Here is a 14,615-nt window from a genome sequence, read left to right as displayed (position 1 = left end):
GTTGGCTGGGGGTCTGCCTCCATTTGCACCCATTATAAAACAACTGGTACGACATAAAATGTCGCACCAGTTGCCTTATCCGGATTAAATTAGGCCGCTGCTTTCGTTCTCTGACGGAACTCCCGTAGAGCCAGATAGCACAAGAATCCCAGAGGACCGAACATGAGGATCAGAAACAAGAGAACCGATTGCACCGGCAGCGGCACATAGCGGTGTGTCATATTATCCCGGTACACATAGTGGCCGACTGCCTGATCGAAGCAGAGTATATGCAGCCACACCAGGAGGATAAAATCCCGGTTGGCCAACAACCGAACCACTCCTTCGGCCGAGCCGAAATCGCGCACGAATCCTAGCCCCATGTCTGCGATAACGACGGATATGCCAATAACATACAGCAGCGCAAGGAATATCGGGAAAATAGCAGTACCAGCCAGAAACCGGGTGAACCTCCATGAAGGCAGCAGAATCAGAAGAGCCCAGCCAAGCATCGCAATACCATTAAAAGAGAATAATGTTTCGATCAACGCTGCAGCCTCCTCACTTTGAAAAGCTTGAACAGTGATCCTCCAGCCGCCGCATTTCTCACTTTCCGCACAGCCATGAGAGCGGTAAGAAACCATACGAGAAGCGAACCTCCAGCCAAAAGCGGAAGCAGCGACAGCTCAAATACGCTGCGGCCGAGTATGGTTTGGATAGTAATGAGAACGATCGATAACATCCAAGCCCTGCTGCCCAAATGAATCAATAAAGGGGCACGCTTGTTATCGGCATCGGCCCGTTCAAGCAGCCAACCGAGCAGTGGTAGAGCCTGAAGCGCGTGGAAGCCAATCCCGTGCAGAACAATCACATTGCCGGCTCCCCCCATAAACCGGCCCTGCAGCACAATCATCCATAGCCCTGCGGCAAAGGCGATCATCGTTGAAATAAACGCATAGCGGATGCCAAGCACTGTCAGTGTACGCTCACCGTCAGATGGACGCCGGCGGAAAAAAGGAATCGCCAGGAGCACGGTGAACACGATGATCAGGAGTGATTCCAGTCCGAACAAAGCGCCGGATATATTGTCCATAAGAGAGCCCGTGCGTGTGAACCGCGGATTAATACCGCGGAAATGCTGAATGGTCTCTACTGCGTAGGCATAAAGGGTGGCCTGAATAAAGGACCACCTGAGAATTGTCCGCCTGCGCGGGTTAAGTCCGGATAATGGCATGAATGCGGCAATTGACAGAATGAACACACCAATAGCCGCATTAAAGGAGAATGCGCTAACGAGATTTCCTTCAGGCAAAACTACCGCCCCATTAAACCCAATATAAATGGCTACGAATGCGGCAAGCGTTAATCCGAGCAGACCGGTAAAGACAAGCAGGCGTTCTCCTTCAAATAACCTCCTGTTTGTACCTCTGGATGAGTAACGGTTCGTTTGTTTCATTTGGACCATTCCTTTCTCATCAGTATTTACATTTATTTATTGATAAATAAATATAAATTTAAATAAAGAGGCAGCATTATTCACGCCGCCTATGACCTGGACTCCTTCTATTACTTAAATGGACTCCTTCTATTACTTAAAACACAACATCTGTGGTAATCCCAATACTTCCGACACCGTTATTAGAAAGCCGGTCCCAATAAACTGGCTTGCCGCCGCCTCAGCATCAGAAATACCAGCTTGCCTAAACTTGGCGGTTATCGCTTCATGAATAAGACGGAATTTGTCCCTGACGTGCTCCCGTATAACGGGCTCTGCGATCGCGTGGGACTGCATGACGAGGAGAATCTCATCCCGATGTACATTCATAATGGCAATGAACGCCTTACCCATCGTTTCTTCGAGACGGTCGGCAGGTGCCTCTACCGCTGAGAATGTCTCATATATACGGTTCACTGCCCGGTCTACGACCGCCTTGAACAACTCTTCCTTGTTTGCGAAGAAGTGAAATACATACGGCTGCGTGACTCCTGCCGCCTTCGCTACCAGAGCCGTTGTCGCTTTGTAATATCCCCGCTCCGCGAACACCCCTACGGCTTTATCGATGATCTGCTCTTTCCGGTCTTCGCGGACGACCATAGTCACCATCCTATCCCTTAATTTATTTATTGATCAATAAATAAATTATTCCTCGAATTAGTAATATTGTCAAGGCGTAACAAAAACTTAGAAAAAATTTGAGCTGCAGGCCGGTTTTCATATCGGACTTGTATTTTGCCCCATTACTTGTCCGTCAGCCTTCTCAACCTGTAACAGTTCATACCGACTTGCCCCAATTCCTCCAGAAGCCCATAGTTCGCCCATGCACCTACTACCGCGCCTATCCCGGGCACTAGCTGCAGCATTTTCCGAAAATCTATCGTATCGCGGTATTCCTGCTGCAGCTGCAGCCAATCCACCTGGTCGGCATAAGGCTCTGCTAAGGCAGCCTGAGGGGTATTCTGCTTCCAATGTTTAATCGTATCGAGAAGCGCCGGCTTTTTCGTCCGACTGGAGAAAGCGAGCTGAAACACATGCAGAATGAACAGACGCTCACGCATATCTCTTGTGGAATAACCGTAGGCGTGTGCCAATTCAAAAAGGAATTTCAGCTTGATACCAATCAGGATCGGAAAATCGGCTAATCCGAGTAGAATCCCTCCCGCTCCCGTACCTGCTCCTTCAGCGGCTGCGAGTCTTTTATAGAACACAAGCAGTTGTTCGGATTTGATGTCACTTTCTGCCAGGGATGCGCCGGTAAGCGGGTTGTTCGCAGGAATATAATCCATACTGAATAAGGTTGTCTGAATTATTCCTCTGACGGCAGCGGTAATCGCATTGTGCACTCTCACCGGGAGGACTTTGTTTATCCGTGACTGAACGGACCTGGACAAGCCCTCCAGCCGGCCGGAGGGCCTGAGCAATGCGATCTCCCACTGCTCCAGCTGCTTCATAATTTGCTCTTCGTATAACGAATAATGTTCAGCCATCAGACATATCACCCTAAATGTTATTTAACAATACGTATCATCTGAACAACAGGCCGGTTGTCACCGGGAAGCGATGCTTCCGCAGCTTGAAGCTGCGACGACCCGTCTCCGTCAACGAAAATTCCGTCCGCAAGCTGACCGTCACCGACCGTTTCGAGAAGAGCGGCGCGGAATTCCGCCAGCGTTCCCTTCGTGGCGCTCACAACGAGGTACAGCATACCCTTGTTGTCGTACACCAAGGCGGAGCGCAGCCGCTTATCGTCACTGAAGGGCGCGTTCTCAAGCTTCGCCTGAAGCTCCCAAGCGTCATCGCGGCCAATACTCATACTGATACCCCCTTGTGCCCAGAAGCGGTTCGGGTCCTTAACCTTCAGTTCGGCTGAACGCGAGACAATCTGCACACTTAACTTATCTAATGCGCCGTCCCAGAGAAGCGTCCCGCGCGGATATTTCACATTCTCATCGCCCACTCCGTACTGGCCCTTGGGGCCCGCGACCGGAAACCCGTTCACCGTTGCTATGCTGAGCAGGCTTTCCCCGGAGAAGAATCCGCCGTTTATCCCGTAATATCCGGTCTGAGTTACATTCCGCCTGACGAGCTCCAATGTTATATTGGAGGGCTTGCTCTTCAGTACGTGCAGCTCGAAGCCGTTAGAGGCTGTCTTTGTCTTATATTCATACTGCTTGGCTGCGTGAATAATTCCCGTCCGCACGCCGTCGGAACGTAACGTATTGATCATTATGACAAAGATCGCTCCAAACAAGACGATGATCAGGACAATAATCATTGCTAATATCCATGCACGCTGCTTGGGCGATCGCGTTTGTGCAGCCGAGCTGGTTTTTTCCTCCGGGGTCTCGACTTCCGGTGCTTCCCTATTACGATTATTCATTTCAGTTCTAACCTCTCATCTAATTGGCTTGGCGTTGTCTGATACCGGCCATTGAAATCCAGTGACAGATCATTCTCCACTATGCCGACAACCTCGTTACAGATATCGGAGGCGTACGCCGCAGCATGGGTCATATATTGTATACGGAACGTCGTGACCCTGGTTTCCAAGTAAATGATAGCTTGTAATCACGATGCGTATTGTGTTAGTGTAAAAATAGGCACAATTGAATAAGGTTACTTAATTCAAATTTAATCGAGGTGAGCAAACTGAAAAATAAGAACAGCATCAAGCTTGGAGTTCCAAGCAGCGAAGGACAGCTAAGTATTATGTTTGCAAGAGGCGGGCCTCGTGAAGGAGCAGGCAGGAAAAGCGTCGGTGAAACGAGAAAGATCTCTTTAACTTTACCTCACGAAACCTGGGAGAAGCTCGAAGAACGCCTCAGCTCCAAAGGCGGGTCCCGGTCGGAAATCATCCGTGAAATAATCGAATCTTACTTCTCGAAGTGAAATGAAGTCAGTGCGTGAGGTGAATACCTTGTTGACCGATGTACCTCAGGAGCTATTAATAACCGGACTTCAGCATACAATGAAAGCTGTTGCGATGAATAACTCTGTTATTTTACTAGCTCATGTCAATGGACTGACTCTTGATTCAAGTAATATGAGCATGTCCATTCGGTATGACATCCCAGTGGGCACATCAGTTACGGTACAACAAACTGGAACCATTGCCGTGCCGTCACGTTATTTTAACGATATAATTCGGAAATTACCGGCAGGTACTCTCGTAACTCTTGCTGAAGAAGAAAACTTGATTCTATCGATAAAGGCTGGTCAGTCGGTATACCGCCTATGCGGTACGAATCCCGCTGAGCTGCTCCCACCGTCTGCACCCGGACCAAAAGCGAACCGCAGCATTCTTATCCCGAACGAAGCTCTGAAAACGATCGTTCGTCAAGTCGCATTTGCCGTATCTACATCGGAGACCAGACCGATTCTAACCGGTGTTTGCTTCCGTGTTGACGGTAATACCCTTAGATTGACAGCTACTGACGGGGTCCGCTTTGCCTCGAGAGAAACCAAGGTTGAGAATCGCGCCGGAATTGGTGCAAATATTGTAATTCCGGGTAAGAATTTATCTTATATATCGCGAATACTTAAGGATGTTCCGGACAGCACCGAAATTTGCCTTGGCGAAAAACGGATTAGTTTCAAATCCAGGAATCTCGCGGTACATTCGGCAGTTATTGACGGTACATTCCCTGCCCTAGAGAACAAGGTTCCGCAATCTTTTACAACCGAAATAACGGTTGATACAGCCGGCTTTCTGCATGCAGTGGAACGCGTCACCCTGCTGGCCGGGGAGAATGTTATCCGGTTGTACACCTCCATGAACAATAAGTTGGAATTAGCCTCAAACACCCCGGAAATTGGGGATGTCCATGACGAGGTGGGCTTGGCGGACATGTCCGGTCAAGGAGTCGGTATTTCTTTCAACGGCAAATACATGCAGGACATATTACGCTGCATCGACAGCGGGCAAGTCAAGGTTGGATTTGCCGGAGGCAACAAACCGATCGTTATCACCCCTGTCACTTCTTTCGATAACACTTCCGCTTTGTACTTGATTTCTCCGATCCTGAGCCACTCCGCTTACCGGGACAGATTTGTGCAATAATGAATGCGGAGATGATTTTTCAACCGACAGTTGAATAAAACGCCAATCCGTGAATGCAACCAACGCTAGATAAGAAAACGTATGCGGATATGCTATGCTGTTTTTGGGCAGTGCGCACTGTACATTTAGCCGGTGGGAGTGTATAAAATGGTAGACTTACGCAGGATTGGAGCTTATATTTCGAAGCTTCGCAAAGATCGGGACATGACTCAGGCAGAGCTTGCCGACCAGCTGAACATTAGCCATCAAGCGGTTTCAAAATGGGAGCGCGGAGAATCGATGCCGGATATCGGGACGCTGCTGCCGCTTGCTCAGCTATTCGGTAAAACGGTTGACGACATACTGACTGCGGCGGAAGATACGGATAACCGGGAATCCCGGATCTTAGGAACAATCGCTGAAGAAATCGCGGAGAACAGGCCGGAGCAAGCGGCGGAGCTCATCAATAGCGGGCAAGTGAAGATAGACGAATTAATTGAAGTAGCGCCTATGGTCAAGACCAGCTCTCTGCATAAAGTCACCGAACATATAGACAAAAGTGTCTTCAGTTTGGATATAATCTTGAGGCTGGCACCGTTTTTGGGCGCGGAAACGCTGGATGAGATGGTCCGTCATGCAGAGGAAGGCGATGTGCGATGGGATGTTATTACCGGTCTAGCCCCGTTCATCGGCAAGGAAACTTTATACCGCTTGGTAGACAGAACAATAGATGGTTCTTTGGACATTCAAGATCTTGTCGGTATAGCGCCGTTTCTTGGCAGAGACCAGGTGGACCGGTTGGTGCAGCAAGCCGTGGAGGGCAGCTTGAGCTGGGATGCCATTCAAGGGCTGATGCCTTTTATTAGCGGCGAAACGTTAAATCGTCTGGTGAATCAGGCAGTTGACGGGAAGCTAGATGCGAATCGAATCTTAAGCCTGGCTCCGTTTCTAAGCGCTGCAAATATTGAGAAACTGGTCGGCGAGGTGGAAGCGGGAAATCTTAGCCCTGATATTCTGGCGGGTATTGCTCCTTTCGTCGATGCGGGAACACTCGGCAGAATGGTAAAAAACATAATGATTAACTTCAAGCAGCAAACATAACAATGAATGCCTCGGGAGGCTGCAGGGTGAACGCGGAAGATAAACTCAATCAGGCTTTAAACGGTGCTTTACGAAACTGGGAGTCCATGTCCGGGTCGGATTCAGATGAAGCCGAATCGACTGCTGATGAATTTGAAGCTTCCTTCTATAATTTTATCGATGCCCTGCGCGAGTGGGTTTACGGCCTTGACAGTCGGCCCGTGACAATGGAGGAATTTTCGGCGTTACCCCTGGTTCAGACTATTCTAGAACGGCTTCCGGCTCCGTTATATTTGAATTTTGAGACTGAGGCTGAACTCATCCTTGAGAATAAAAGCAGAGTCGAGGACGACAAATATGATTAGCAAATTTGGCCGGCGGTGGGGTAAGAAACCCACCGTCTTTTCTTTTCGGATGTACAGCCTTCCACAGTACCTTCCGACCAAAGTCCAGTCTAAAACCAACCCACGGACCATTATGGAAAGTTTTGTTCTGCGTTACACTATGCTAAGCAGCAAAGTAATTATGTCTGCCAGCGAGGAGCAGCGATTATGGAGTGGATCAACAAGCTCTTTGAGCAGTACGGTTATCTGGTACTATTTCTTGGACTGTTCGCCGAATCTGTAGCGATTCCGTTTCCCGGTGAATTGGCGATGGCCGTATCCGGCCATATGTCGACCATTGGGAGCTTTACGGTCCCGCTCGTTATTTGCTTCTCCTATTTTGGCGCTGTAATCGGCACTGCATTCTCGTACTTTCTCGGTTATAAACTGGGGACACCCTTCTTCGAAAGAAACGGGAAGTACTTCTTCCTTAACAAAGACCGCATCTCCAAGATTACGAAATGGTTTGATAAGTATGGGGATAAAATCATACTAATCAGTTACTTTGTCCCTGGGCTGCGGCACTTCACCGGATATGTATCGGGAATCCTCAAGGTTTCGGTACGCACCTTCTTCATCTATAACTGCATCGGCGGACTTGCGTGGGTACTAACTTACGTTATGGTCGGTAAGCTCTTCGGCTGGCAGATCGAACGATTGCTTCATACTATCGCCAACTACTCCCTTGCTGCAGCTGCCGTCTTCATACTTGCATCAGTCATCGCCGTTCTTGCCAGACGTCGGAGAAGAAGCGTCTCTCAATAATAATCTTTCTTCTGGAATTCAAGAGGACTATCCCTTAGCCACTTTTCCGGCTGTTGGGATAGCCCTCTCAGAGGCTAAGGTTCTTCTTAATGGCTTGTACGATTTTCGCGAGCACTAAAGGACTTAAGTGAACCTGAGATCAGGACGGCCGCCGGAGTCCCACCATATAACCCACTCTTAAGGTGCCGGCGTACATTCTGTGGACTAATTCACCTTAACAAACAAGGCCGCTATATCCACGACCTTCAATTAACTTCAATCAAAAGCTTTTTATTTATCTTTTTAAAAGTTTTGTCATTACAAAAAGAACGACTGCAACATCAATTACAAGTAGTATGTCTACAACCATCCATCTTCAATAGTAAAAACAAGAAATGTTGCTATTATGGTGGATATAAAGACCGTAATGAATGCTCCCTTATGTTTATTCATGGTTATTCAGTCCGCTTCCTTTTATATTTATTATCCTTAGATTGACACACGAACTCTACTGAAAGGATCCCAATAAGACCACGCATAAATGGGGGGGGAAGAAGATCTCCTCCTAATTCTTTTACTGATTCTGCTAGTACCTACAAACTAAAATAGAACTTTTGAGTGCCCACCCTTATAGAGGTTTAAACTTGGTAAAGAACTATGTGAGTACAGTGTTGGATTCTTATGCATAAGACTTAAAGAAAGTCCGGACAAAGGGCACAAGCTGTACCATTTTCGATCACTTGAAGTAATTGTATTTTTTGCTCATATATTTGACAAATGTCATTTTTAGCTGATTCAACTGCTCTTGAAAAACAGCTGAATCGATTTGCGACGGTTTTTCCGGTAACATCTTTAGAGCCTCCGCGAGCTGGTTTATGAAAAACGCTCGGTCTTCATTGAATTTGTTTTGCAGCATTAGCGTAAAAAATTCATATTCGATTTCGCGGTTCAGCCTTACTACTTCGTTTAGCGTGGCTGAGTAATGAACCATATTAAATCCGCTGATCATGCCGGATCCATCTCTTAAGAGACCATACGTCGGGACGAGAGGCTCTCTAGGAGAATTTAGAAGCGCATCATGCGCGCCTACCACGTAGCTTATTACAGTTCCGTATATTTTGGTCTCCTGACTTTTCATCTGCGTATGATTGTGGACAAGCTGCACGATGTACAAAGCCAGCAGCAGCACAATCGTTATTAAAATAATAATTATCCCGTTTCTTTTTGTGAGCATTTGTGTCTTCCTTTTCTGATTGTTATAAATCAAATATATCTTTTAGTAGACGTTGTTAGTAGCAGTATTATTTTCCATACTCTTTTGACAATTTTTTCTTCTATATTAACTTCCCTAAGGAAAGGTGATATTGGCATTAATGCCGCTTTCGAGGCGCAATATACGCTCATTCCAGCTACTGCTTGCTGGAATAGTGAGATTGGAGCTATTTTCAATTCGTTTTGGATGGCTAGTTCTAATATAGTATCATTATTATTCCTGGCTAAAGAATTGATAGATGATTACGTTTAATAAGTTATTTACCGATCTCGAAGTCTAATCCACGTGTCGTACCTGTTACAATTAATGCTTTCATAATACTTCACTTTCATCTAGCTATCCTAAGGATTCCTAAGCAATTAAAGTATTCAATGGTCCACGGGAGTCCTTTATGCACAGAACTCTGCCTATATACGGAACAAAAGGCTGCCACGCGGCAGCCCTTTCGTTATTAATTCTTCCCCTCCTGGGGCTTCCCGGGGACCGATTGTTGAAAGGGTTGACGGCACGGCTTCTTCTAGAATGGTTTAAGGACCATAAGTATGGTTATGGCAATCATAAGCAGCTGTGACGCCGTCTCGATTGGTACGATCTTTTTCATCAATCGACCGAGCTCGTCGGGTACTTCATCCCCTTTGCTTTGAATTATAGATACAATTTCCATGATCCTTTTCATGCGCGGCCCGATCAATCCCTCCATCGTGGCAACCATGAGCAGCGATAATAGGATCGATATATTTAGCCACATTTGGGACAACCCCATCTTGGTAATGATCATAAGCCAAACCCCGGTAATAATAAGTACGGCTCCGCCAATTTTAGGCAGGACGGCAAGCTTGTTCGTTACATCAAAAGCAAAGCGCAACTGGCCGGCGGTTCTAGCGGACCTTGTAATGAAGGGTACTATGAAAGCGGGACCGATTACCGCGATAGAAGCCAATATATGCAAAACGAGGAGCCATCCAAACAAACTGATCATCTCCCTTCTTGCTCCTTAGCGCACCGAAATCTCGCTTTGATAGGCGAGTCCGACCCTTTTCCTCTTATAAGGTCCTCCGAGCTCGATATGGTCCAGCATGCATTTCACGACATCATCATAAGCAACATCCAGCTCTTGTAGCCGACTGAACAAGTAACCGGCTATATCTGCCTCGGATAATTCCTTGATCGTCTCCGGAATTGATATGGGCAAGGTTTCCGTTGTTACATGCAGATGAACCGACGCCGGAGGCTCTAGCGAATCAATCATAGTTCCCGGACACATAATTGACCAATCGAGCTCAGACTGCAGCAGACGTTCAAAATTCCGGTTGTGATTTTTATATGCGGGCGGAAATCCGGGCAGATTGTTGCCAATGAGATCAGTATATGGAATATCCAGCAGGCCGGCACCTCCCATTATCCATACCCTCACGGAAAAACTAGGGTGGATTTCGCATTGGCTTATAATGTTATCAACGAGACAAACGAACTCATCTCCTTGACCTGCATGACCGGCAGCAATAATAGCGGCGTCTTGATGCGACAGCGCCTCGCCGACGCTTACTGGGTTTATGATATCGTCCACGATCACCTTTACATGTTTGGCGGAACGCTCTCCTTGCTGTCCATAAAACTTCTCGGAGTTTCGCACGAATGCGGTCATTTCATGTCCCATTTTACCCCCTTGCTCCAGCGCTCTTCTCCCCGTATTTCCCGTTGCTCCGAAAACAATAATTTTCATCATTTTTTCCTCCTTTTATAAATGACTCCCGATATTTCATCTCTGGATTGACTCAAGCTTAGCATCGTTTAAAAATCTTGATAAGAACCCACTTTAATGTAGGGTCCTTACTTAAAAGTAAGCATTAAGCAGAAAGGGGTATCCATGTTGGTCCACGGCGAAAATCGTAAAAGAAGATTGACTGTAAATAGCAAAAGCTGCCAGGGAAAATCCCGTGGCAGCTTTTGTTATGAGTCCTTGAATTAGTGTGCAATGAATTGAACCAGCTTTAAGAAGCAGATTCTTCATATTTCCGCTTATTATGGTTTTCTCCCCAAGCACACATGACTTCGGCTACAGGAATCAATGTTTTGCCATATTCACTAAGGGAATATTCTACTTTTGGAGGGACGATAAAATCATTGGTTTCCATTTGCCGCCTAAAACATGAATGATTGTCTCCACTGGACATTCAAGCTGATGAATCATTGATAAATCATCCCCTTACCTTTAAGTAAGTTCATTACCTTAAAGTATACACCTAACAAAATTTTACAGGTTATCAATCCGGTCAACAAAAAACAAACTAATTTCTTTACGGATACCAGACGTTCCAGAGGAATACCCCGACGCAATCGACTTTCGGAAAATGCAGCAGATGGTGCCGGGGATTGGAGCGGAGGCGGGCGCTTGGGCGAATTACACCATTCTCGAGGAGCTAATCCATAATCATGTCAACGACTTGTTTCGCAAATGCAGTATAGGGTTCGATCAAATCAGGACTTCGATCAATAGCCCACCTGAGATTATCGAAAGCCCTTAATAGCAGCAAATGCCTCATGTCAGCTAGGTCTTCTACACTTATCCCGTACCCGTCTAAAAACGCTTTGAATTCCTCAATATTTGGGCCTTCTTCTAGTCCTAGTATTTGGTAATGCATCAATTGAATAACAGTTACATGTGGTACCACGTTTACTTCTGCATTCCAATCCAGCAATATAACTTGGTTTGCCTGGTTGACAATCGTATTCTTTATAGAGAGATCTCCATGGTTTAAACCGAACCGGAACGTTTCCTTCTTCAGATTCTCGAACAGTTTTCTTACTCTCTGCGATTCCATCTGAGTAATTACTCCAAGCTCAATCAACCGATCAGACTCCGTCAAACTATTGATATTATACTGCACATACCCTTGCCAACTGCCGTCCGATCCTGCATGAGAAGGTGACTGAAACTCACCATGGACTGGATCAATCAGATTGTCTCCGTATCCTTTCACTTGAATCGAATGAATATGCCTGGCATATTCGCCAAGCTGCCTCCAAATATCGGACCTGGGAACCGTACTGTCTAACCCGTTGTTGCCATCTATAAAAGCTTGAATCATATAGGCTGTTTCATCAACAATGCCAATGGACAACACCTCAGGTCCAGGAATGCCAACTGCGGCTGCTTGCTCGATACACCATTTTTCTTTGATAAAGCTTGGAAATGTATCTTTATCGTTCATGCGGACAACGACTTTATGGCTCTTAGTTTCGACTACGCAAACCTGATTTGTGATACCTTTACCTATGATTTGGTAAGATGTTTTTGTTTGTTCTCGCAGAAAATCGCCTGCAATTCGTTCTGCTTGTATAACTACAGCATCCTCCATAGTTTCTTTCATCCCCCTCAAGTTCGTGCTTCGATCAGTATAGCACACACTTTTTTGAAAAATACTCTTATAACTAAACTATACCACCAGTTAGCGCAACGAGGCTGCCGATTTATACCGGCAGTCTCGTTCCGGTGATCGTTGAACTATCGTGACCGTTAACGCAATAAATTCCTTATTTTTTGCTCCAGATATTTTTAAAAAGTTCTGTAACGGTTAAATGTACTATTCCGGTTTCGTTTAATGAGATTTCTTGTATTTCGTAAGACTCAGTCGGGAAAATATAAAAAGAGAAATCATCTCCGTCTTTATAGTTTAACCCACTCACACCAGATACTGAGCTGGTGTAGTTTTTGCTATTATATTGTGCTGTCATTTTAGCGGTCATATTTGTTGTAAATGAATTTCCGTTTACGGTAGCATGATGACCCCCTGAAATTAATGAAGCACCTGTTAGAGAATAATGTCCACTGGACCGAAAACCGATGCTATATCCTCCAGAATTTATATTTCCTGAATTATCAATCCAAGATACATATATCCTATGGGTACCATCATTGTATAGCTCTTTTCCGATATTACTTTCTAAATTTGACAGGTCAATTGCAATGGTATATTCCCCTTGTACAACATGACCGTTTCTATCAGTAAATTCTTTGGTGTTATTCGCAACATAAGCCATCCCTTCAGTCCATAAACCAACCAAACCTGATAACCAAAGAAAAATTACGGCAACAACTGGTGCCATAATAAATAATACTTTTTTTACTTTCATTAGTTAAACCTCCCTCCTTGAGAATCTGTCGCAATAATGAAATTTCATAATCCTGGCGTTACGATAACCACATACTTACTTTAACGTATATATATGAATTTACTTACGTTCTACTGCCCGTTACTTCAATAAACCAAAAAGGGAGCTGCCCGAAGCTGCTCCTTCACTATCGTTACCCGTTAGTTGAAACTTTTTAAGAAATTACGGTTCAAACCCTTCAAAATTGCATCGCCAATCAGACATCCATGCGGGTGAATACGATGATCGTTGTTGTGTTTTTAGCAATTGACAACCGTTCTGGTGTAGCCGACACTACAATTGATTTTCCCATAGACACAATTTCGAAATAACGCGTCTTCCTCGGAAATGGTCTTCGTCCAGGATTTTCTTTAGCTTCAACAAAAATAATGCTGCTTATCATGAAGTTGGTTTCGGATGACAAGAAGGTATTCAGATAAGTGACAAATTCCGCACTTTCAGGATGTACTCGCGTGTCGGGTCCCATTCAGGATTGATTGCCGGCTGGACTGCGGTTTGTTCGGGAACGATCACATTCCCGTACAGGTCCTTTTTTTAAAACCATTAAAACTGGGCTTAGTTTCGTATTGCCATTTTTGGACCTGTGCTAAGAGTAATTTTCGGGGTAGCTTAACGGCCACACTTCACAGCGCGGTAAAAAGGCTAACGTTCTTGTCGTCCGACCGGAGGAATCACTCGTTTATGGTCTCCTAACCACGTGTACCTTCACTTTAAGTATACTATCTACTGTTGCCAAGATAACGTTGTTCAATGAGTGGGGCAGTATTTCCGTTTCCAGCCATTCGCGGTCTTTACCGATCTCGCTTAACAGCGTATGTTCAATGTGGCCATCCGCAATAATCGGTTTGGTCAGATTGAATGGTTGCATGGGTAGTTTCAGATCAGCCGGAGTTACAGGCTGATAAGCCGTATTTACGAAGACGGATAGTGTACCGCCTGGCTCCCATGCAGCAAAAGCAACCTTCGAGATATCCTCTACGCTCGATTTTCTCAGCTCCGCATACAAGAAATCAATAGTTAACTTCGCTTTAGATAGGTTCCGGTAATCAAGCTTCCCCTCCTGAATAAGGGTGATCGCTGGCGGATCGAAAAATTGTTTAAACAGTGGGATTTTTAGACTGAGCCATATCGCGACTATGTATAGGATCACGAGCGAAACGGTCGTAATCATGGAGCCCTTTAGCCCAAGTTGCTCGTCCGACAGTGGATGCGCAATAATATTTCCCAGCGTTAACGCGATAATGAAATCAAGAAACCTAAGCTGTGATATTGAACGCTGGCCCATCATTTTGGCCGCAATTATTAGAAATACAAATCCGACAATCCCCCGTAAAATCCATCCCATTGTCGTCAATGACTCTTGGCTTTTAAAAAAATCCACGCTTACATTTCCTCCGTTATCTTATTTCCAGCAATTATGTTACCCTATCACTACCCAAGCCATTC

Annotated in this window: 18 protein-coding genes and 1 pseudogene; 6 read left to right on the top strand and 13 right to left on the bottom strand. The window is 45.7% G+C overall.

Translation table 11 applies throughout. From position 1 onward, the window contains the following. Nucleotides 1–89: 89 nt before the first annotated feature. The 6 genes from KZ483_RS09985 to KZ483_RS09960 form a co-directional block, all read right to left on the bottom strand. Nucleotides 90–527: an ABA4-like family protein gene (locus tag KZ483_RS09985; RefSeq protein WP_220352508.1), complete on the bottom strand. Its 438-nt coding sequence runs from the start codon at nt 525–527 to the stop codon at nt 90–92. Next, nucleotides 524–1,435, bottom strand: a complete 912-nt coding sequence (locus tag KZ483_RS09980) for a hypothetical protein (protein ID WP_220352507.1) — start codon at nt 1,433–1,435, stop codon at nt 524–526. The genes KZ483_RS09985 and KZ483_RS09980 overlap by 4 nt, the downstream gene beginning before the upstream one ends. Nucleotides 1,436–1,567: 132 nt before the next feature. Further along, entirely contained in the window at nt 1,568–2,074 is a 507-nt protein-coding gene (locus tag KZ483_RS09975; RefSeq protein WP_220352506.1) for a TetR/AcrR family transcriptional regulator, read from the bottom strand. Nucleotides 2,075–2,217: 143 nt separating this feature from the next. Next, the gene (locus KZ483_RS09970) at nt 2,218–2,964 is read right to left on the bottom strand and encodes an EcsC family protein (protein WP_220352505.1); all 747 of its coding nucleotides are present in this window, start codon (nt 2,962–2,964) and stop codon (nt 2,218–2,220) included. Between the two features lie 20 nt (nt 2,965–2,984). Then, entirely contained in the window at nt 2,985–3,857 is an 873-nt protein-coding gene (locus tag KZ483_RS09965; RefSeq protein WP_220352504.1) for a hypothetical protein, read from the bottom strand. After that, complete coding sequence (locus tag KZ483_RS09960; RefSeq protein WP_220352503.1) at nt 3,854–4,027, bottom strand: hypothetical protein; 174 nt, start codon at nt 4,025–4,027, stop codon at nt 3,854–3,856. The genes KZ483_RS09965 and KZ483_RS09960 overlap by 4 nt, the downstream gene beginning before the upstream one ends. Nucleotides 4,028–4,117: 90 nt before the next feature. Between KZ483_RS09960 and KZ483_RS09955 the strand changes: the two genes are divergently transcribed. The 5 genes from KZ483_RS09955 to KZ483_RS09935 all read left to right on the top strand — a co-directional run bounded on the left by KZ483_RS09955 (nt 4,118) and on the right by KZ483_RS09935 (nt 7,744). Next, on the top strand, nt 4,118–4,366 hold the full coding sequence (locus KZ483_RS09955; protein ID WP_258881627.1) for a ribbon-helix-helix protein, CopG family: 249 nt from the start codon (nt 4,118–4,120) through the stop codon (nt 4,364–4,366). Between the two features lies 1 nt (nt 4,367). After that, complete coding sequence (gene dnaN, locus KZ483_RS09950; RefSeq protein WP_220352502.1) at nt 4,368–5,537, top strand: DNA polymerase III subunit beta; 1,170 nt, start codon at nt 4,368–4,370, stop codon at nt 5,535–5,537. Nucleotides 5,538–5,684: 147 nt separating this feature from the next. Then, the gene (locus KZ483_RS09945) at nt 5,685–6,617 is read left to right on the top strand and encodes a helix-turn-helix domain-containing protein (RefSeq protein ID WP_220352501.1); all 933 of its coding nucleotides are present in this window, start codon (nt 5,685–5,687) and stop codon (nt 6,615–6,617) included. 26 nt (nt 6,618–6,643) lie between these two features. Further along, entirely contained in the window at nt 6,644–6,961 is a 318-nt protein-coding gene (locus KZ483_RS09940) for a hypothetical protein (protein WP_258881626.1), read from the top strand. A 186-nt stretch (nt 6,962–7,147) separates the two neighbouring features. Then, nucleotides 7,148–7,744, top strand: a complete 597-nt coding sequence (locus KZ483_RS09935) for a DedA family protein (protein ID WP_220352497.1) — start codon at nt 7,148–7,150, stop codon at nt 7,742–7,744. Between the two features lie 715 nt (nt 7,745–8,459). Here the strand turns inward: KZ483_RS09935 and KZ483_RS09930 are convergent. From KZ483_RS09930 to KZ483_RS09915, 4 genes are all read right to left on the bottom strand, one after another. Beyond that, the gene (locus KZ483_RS09930; RefSeq protein ID WP_220352496.1) at nt 8,460–8,957 is read right to left on the bottom strand and encodes a hypothetical protein; all 498 of its coding nucleotides are present in this window, start codon (nt 8,955–8,957) and stop codon (nt 8,460–8,462) included. Between the two features lie 556 nt (nt 8,958–9,513). Then, nucleotides 9,514–9,975, bottom strand: a complete 462-nt coding sequence (locus KZ483_RS09925) for a DUF2269 family protein (protein WP_220352494.1) — start codon at nt 9,973–9,975, stop codon at nt 9,514–9,516. Nucleotides 9,976–9,990: 15 nt separating this feature from the next. Further along, on the bottom strand, nt 9,991–10,719 hold the full coding sequence (locus tag KZ483_RS09920) for an NAD(P)-dependent oxidoreductase (RefSeq protein WP_220353363.1): 729 nt from the start codon (nt 10,717–10,719) through the stop codon (nt 9,991–9,993). A gap of 268 nt (nt 10,720–10,987) precedes the next feature. Next, complete coding sequence (locus KZ483_RS09915; protein ID WP_397376167.1) at nt 10,988–11,131, bottom strand: winged helix-turn-helix transcriptional regulator; 144 nt, start codon at nt 11,129–11,131, stop codon at nt 10,988–10,990. 186 nt (nt 11,132–11,317) lie between these two features. Here KZ483_RS09915 and KZ483_RS28440 point away from each other — a divergent pair. Next, nucleotides 11,318–11,419, top strand: a pseudogene (locus KZ483_RS28440) (EcsC family protein); the annotation flags it as partial. Here KZ483_RS28440 and KZ483_RS09910 read toward each other — a convergent pair. The 3 genes from KZ483_RS09910 to KZ483_RS09900 all read right to left on the bottom strand — a co-directional run bounded on the left by KZ483_RS09910 (nt 11,417) and on the right by KZ483_RS09900 (nt 14,550). Continuing rightward, a complete protein-coding gene (locus tag KZ483_RS09910) occupies nt 11,417–12,355 on the bottom strand; it encodes an aminoglycoside phosphotransferase family protein (RefSeq protein ID WP_220352493.1) in 939 nt (312 codons plus the stop codon). The pseudogene KZ483_RS28440 and the gene KZ483_RS09910 sit on opposite strands and share 3 nt — an antisense overlap. Nucleotides 12,356–12,530: 175 nt before the next feature. Further along, nucleotides 12,531–13,130, bottom strand: coding sequence for a hypothetical protein (locus KZ483_RS09905; RefSeq protein ID WP_220352492.1), 600 nt, complete (start codon nt 13,128–13,130; stop codon nt 12,531–12,533). Nucleotides 13,131–13,848: 718 nt separating this feature from the next. Beyond that, complete coding sequence (locus KZ483_RS09900; protein WP_220352490.1) at nt 13,849–14,550, bottom strand: DUF421 domain-containing protein; 702 nt, start codon at nt 14,548–14,550, stop codon at nt 13,849–13,851. Between the last annotated feature and the right edge of the window lie 65 nt (nt 14,551–14,615).

It is taken from the genome of Paenibacillus sp. sptzw28 (assembly GCF_019550795.1).
GTDB lineage: Bacteria > Bacillota > Bacilli > Paenibacillales > Paenibacillaceae > Paenibacillus_Z.
This window is presented reverse-complemented; position numbering and strand designations above follow the sequence as displayed.

Excerpts from the sequence above, each read along its gene's own strand:
- KZ483_RS09975 (WP_220352506.1), bottom strand. The coding sequence starts at position 2,074 with ATGGTCGTCCGCGAAGACCGGAAAGAGCAGATCATCGATAAAGCCGTA.
- KZ483_RS09915 (WP_397376167.1), bottom strand. The coding sequence starts at position 11,131 with ATGGAAACCAATGATTTTATCGTCCCTCCAAAAGTAGAATATTCCCTT.
- KZ483_RS09905 (WP_220352492.1), bottom strand. The coding sequence starts at position 13,130 with ATGAAAGTAAAAAAAGTATTATTTATTATGGCACCAGTTGTTGCCGTA.
- KZ483_RS09930 (WP_220352496.1), bottom strand. The coding sequence starts at position 8,957 with ATGCTCACAAAAAGAAACGGGATAATTATTATTTTAATAACGATTGTG.
- KZ483_RS09965 (WP_220352504.1), bottom strand. The coding sequence starts at position 3,857 with ATGAATAATCGTAATAGGGAAGCACCGGAAGTCGAGACCCCGGAGGAA.
- KZ483_RS09935 (WP_220352497.1), top strand. The coding sequence starts at position 7,148 with ATGGAGTGGATCAACAAGCTCTTTGAGCAGTACGGTTATCTGGTACTA.
- dnaN (WP_220352502.1), top strand. The coding sequence starts at position 4,368 with ATGAAGTCAGTGCGTGAGGTGAATACCTTGTTGACCGATGTACCTCAG.
- KZ483_RS09920 (WP_220353363.1), bottom strand. The coding sequence starts at position 10,719 with ATGAAAATTATTGTTTTCGGAGCAACGGGAAATACGGGGAGAAGAGCG.
- KZ483_RS09970 (WP_220352505.1), bottom strand. The coding sequence starts at position 2,964 with ATGGCTGAACATTATTCGTTATACGAAGAGCAAATTATGAAGCAGCTG.
- KZ483_RS09910 (WP_220352493.1), bottom strand. The coding sequence starts at position 12,355 with ATGGAGGATGCTGTAGTTATACAAGCAGAACGAATTGCAGGCGATTTT.
- KZ483_RS09925 (WP_220352494.1), bottom strand. The coding sequence starts at position 9,975 with ATGATCAGTTTGTTTGGATGGCTCCTCGTTTTGCATATATTGGCTTCT.
- KZ483_RS09980 (WP_220352507.1), bottom strand. The coding sequence starts at position 1,435 with ATGAAACAAACGAACCGTTACTCATCCAGAGGTACAAACAGGAGGTTA.
- KZ483_RS09945 (WP_220352501.1), top strand. The coding sequence starts at position 5,685 with ATGGTAGACTTACGCAGGATTGGAGCTTATATTTCGAAGCTTCGCAAA.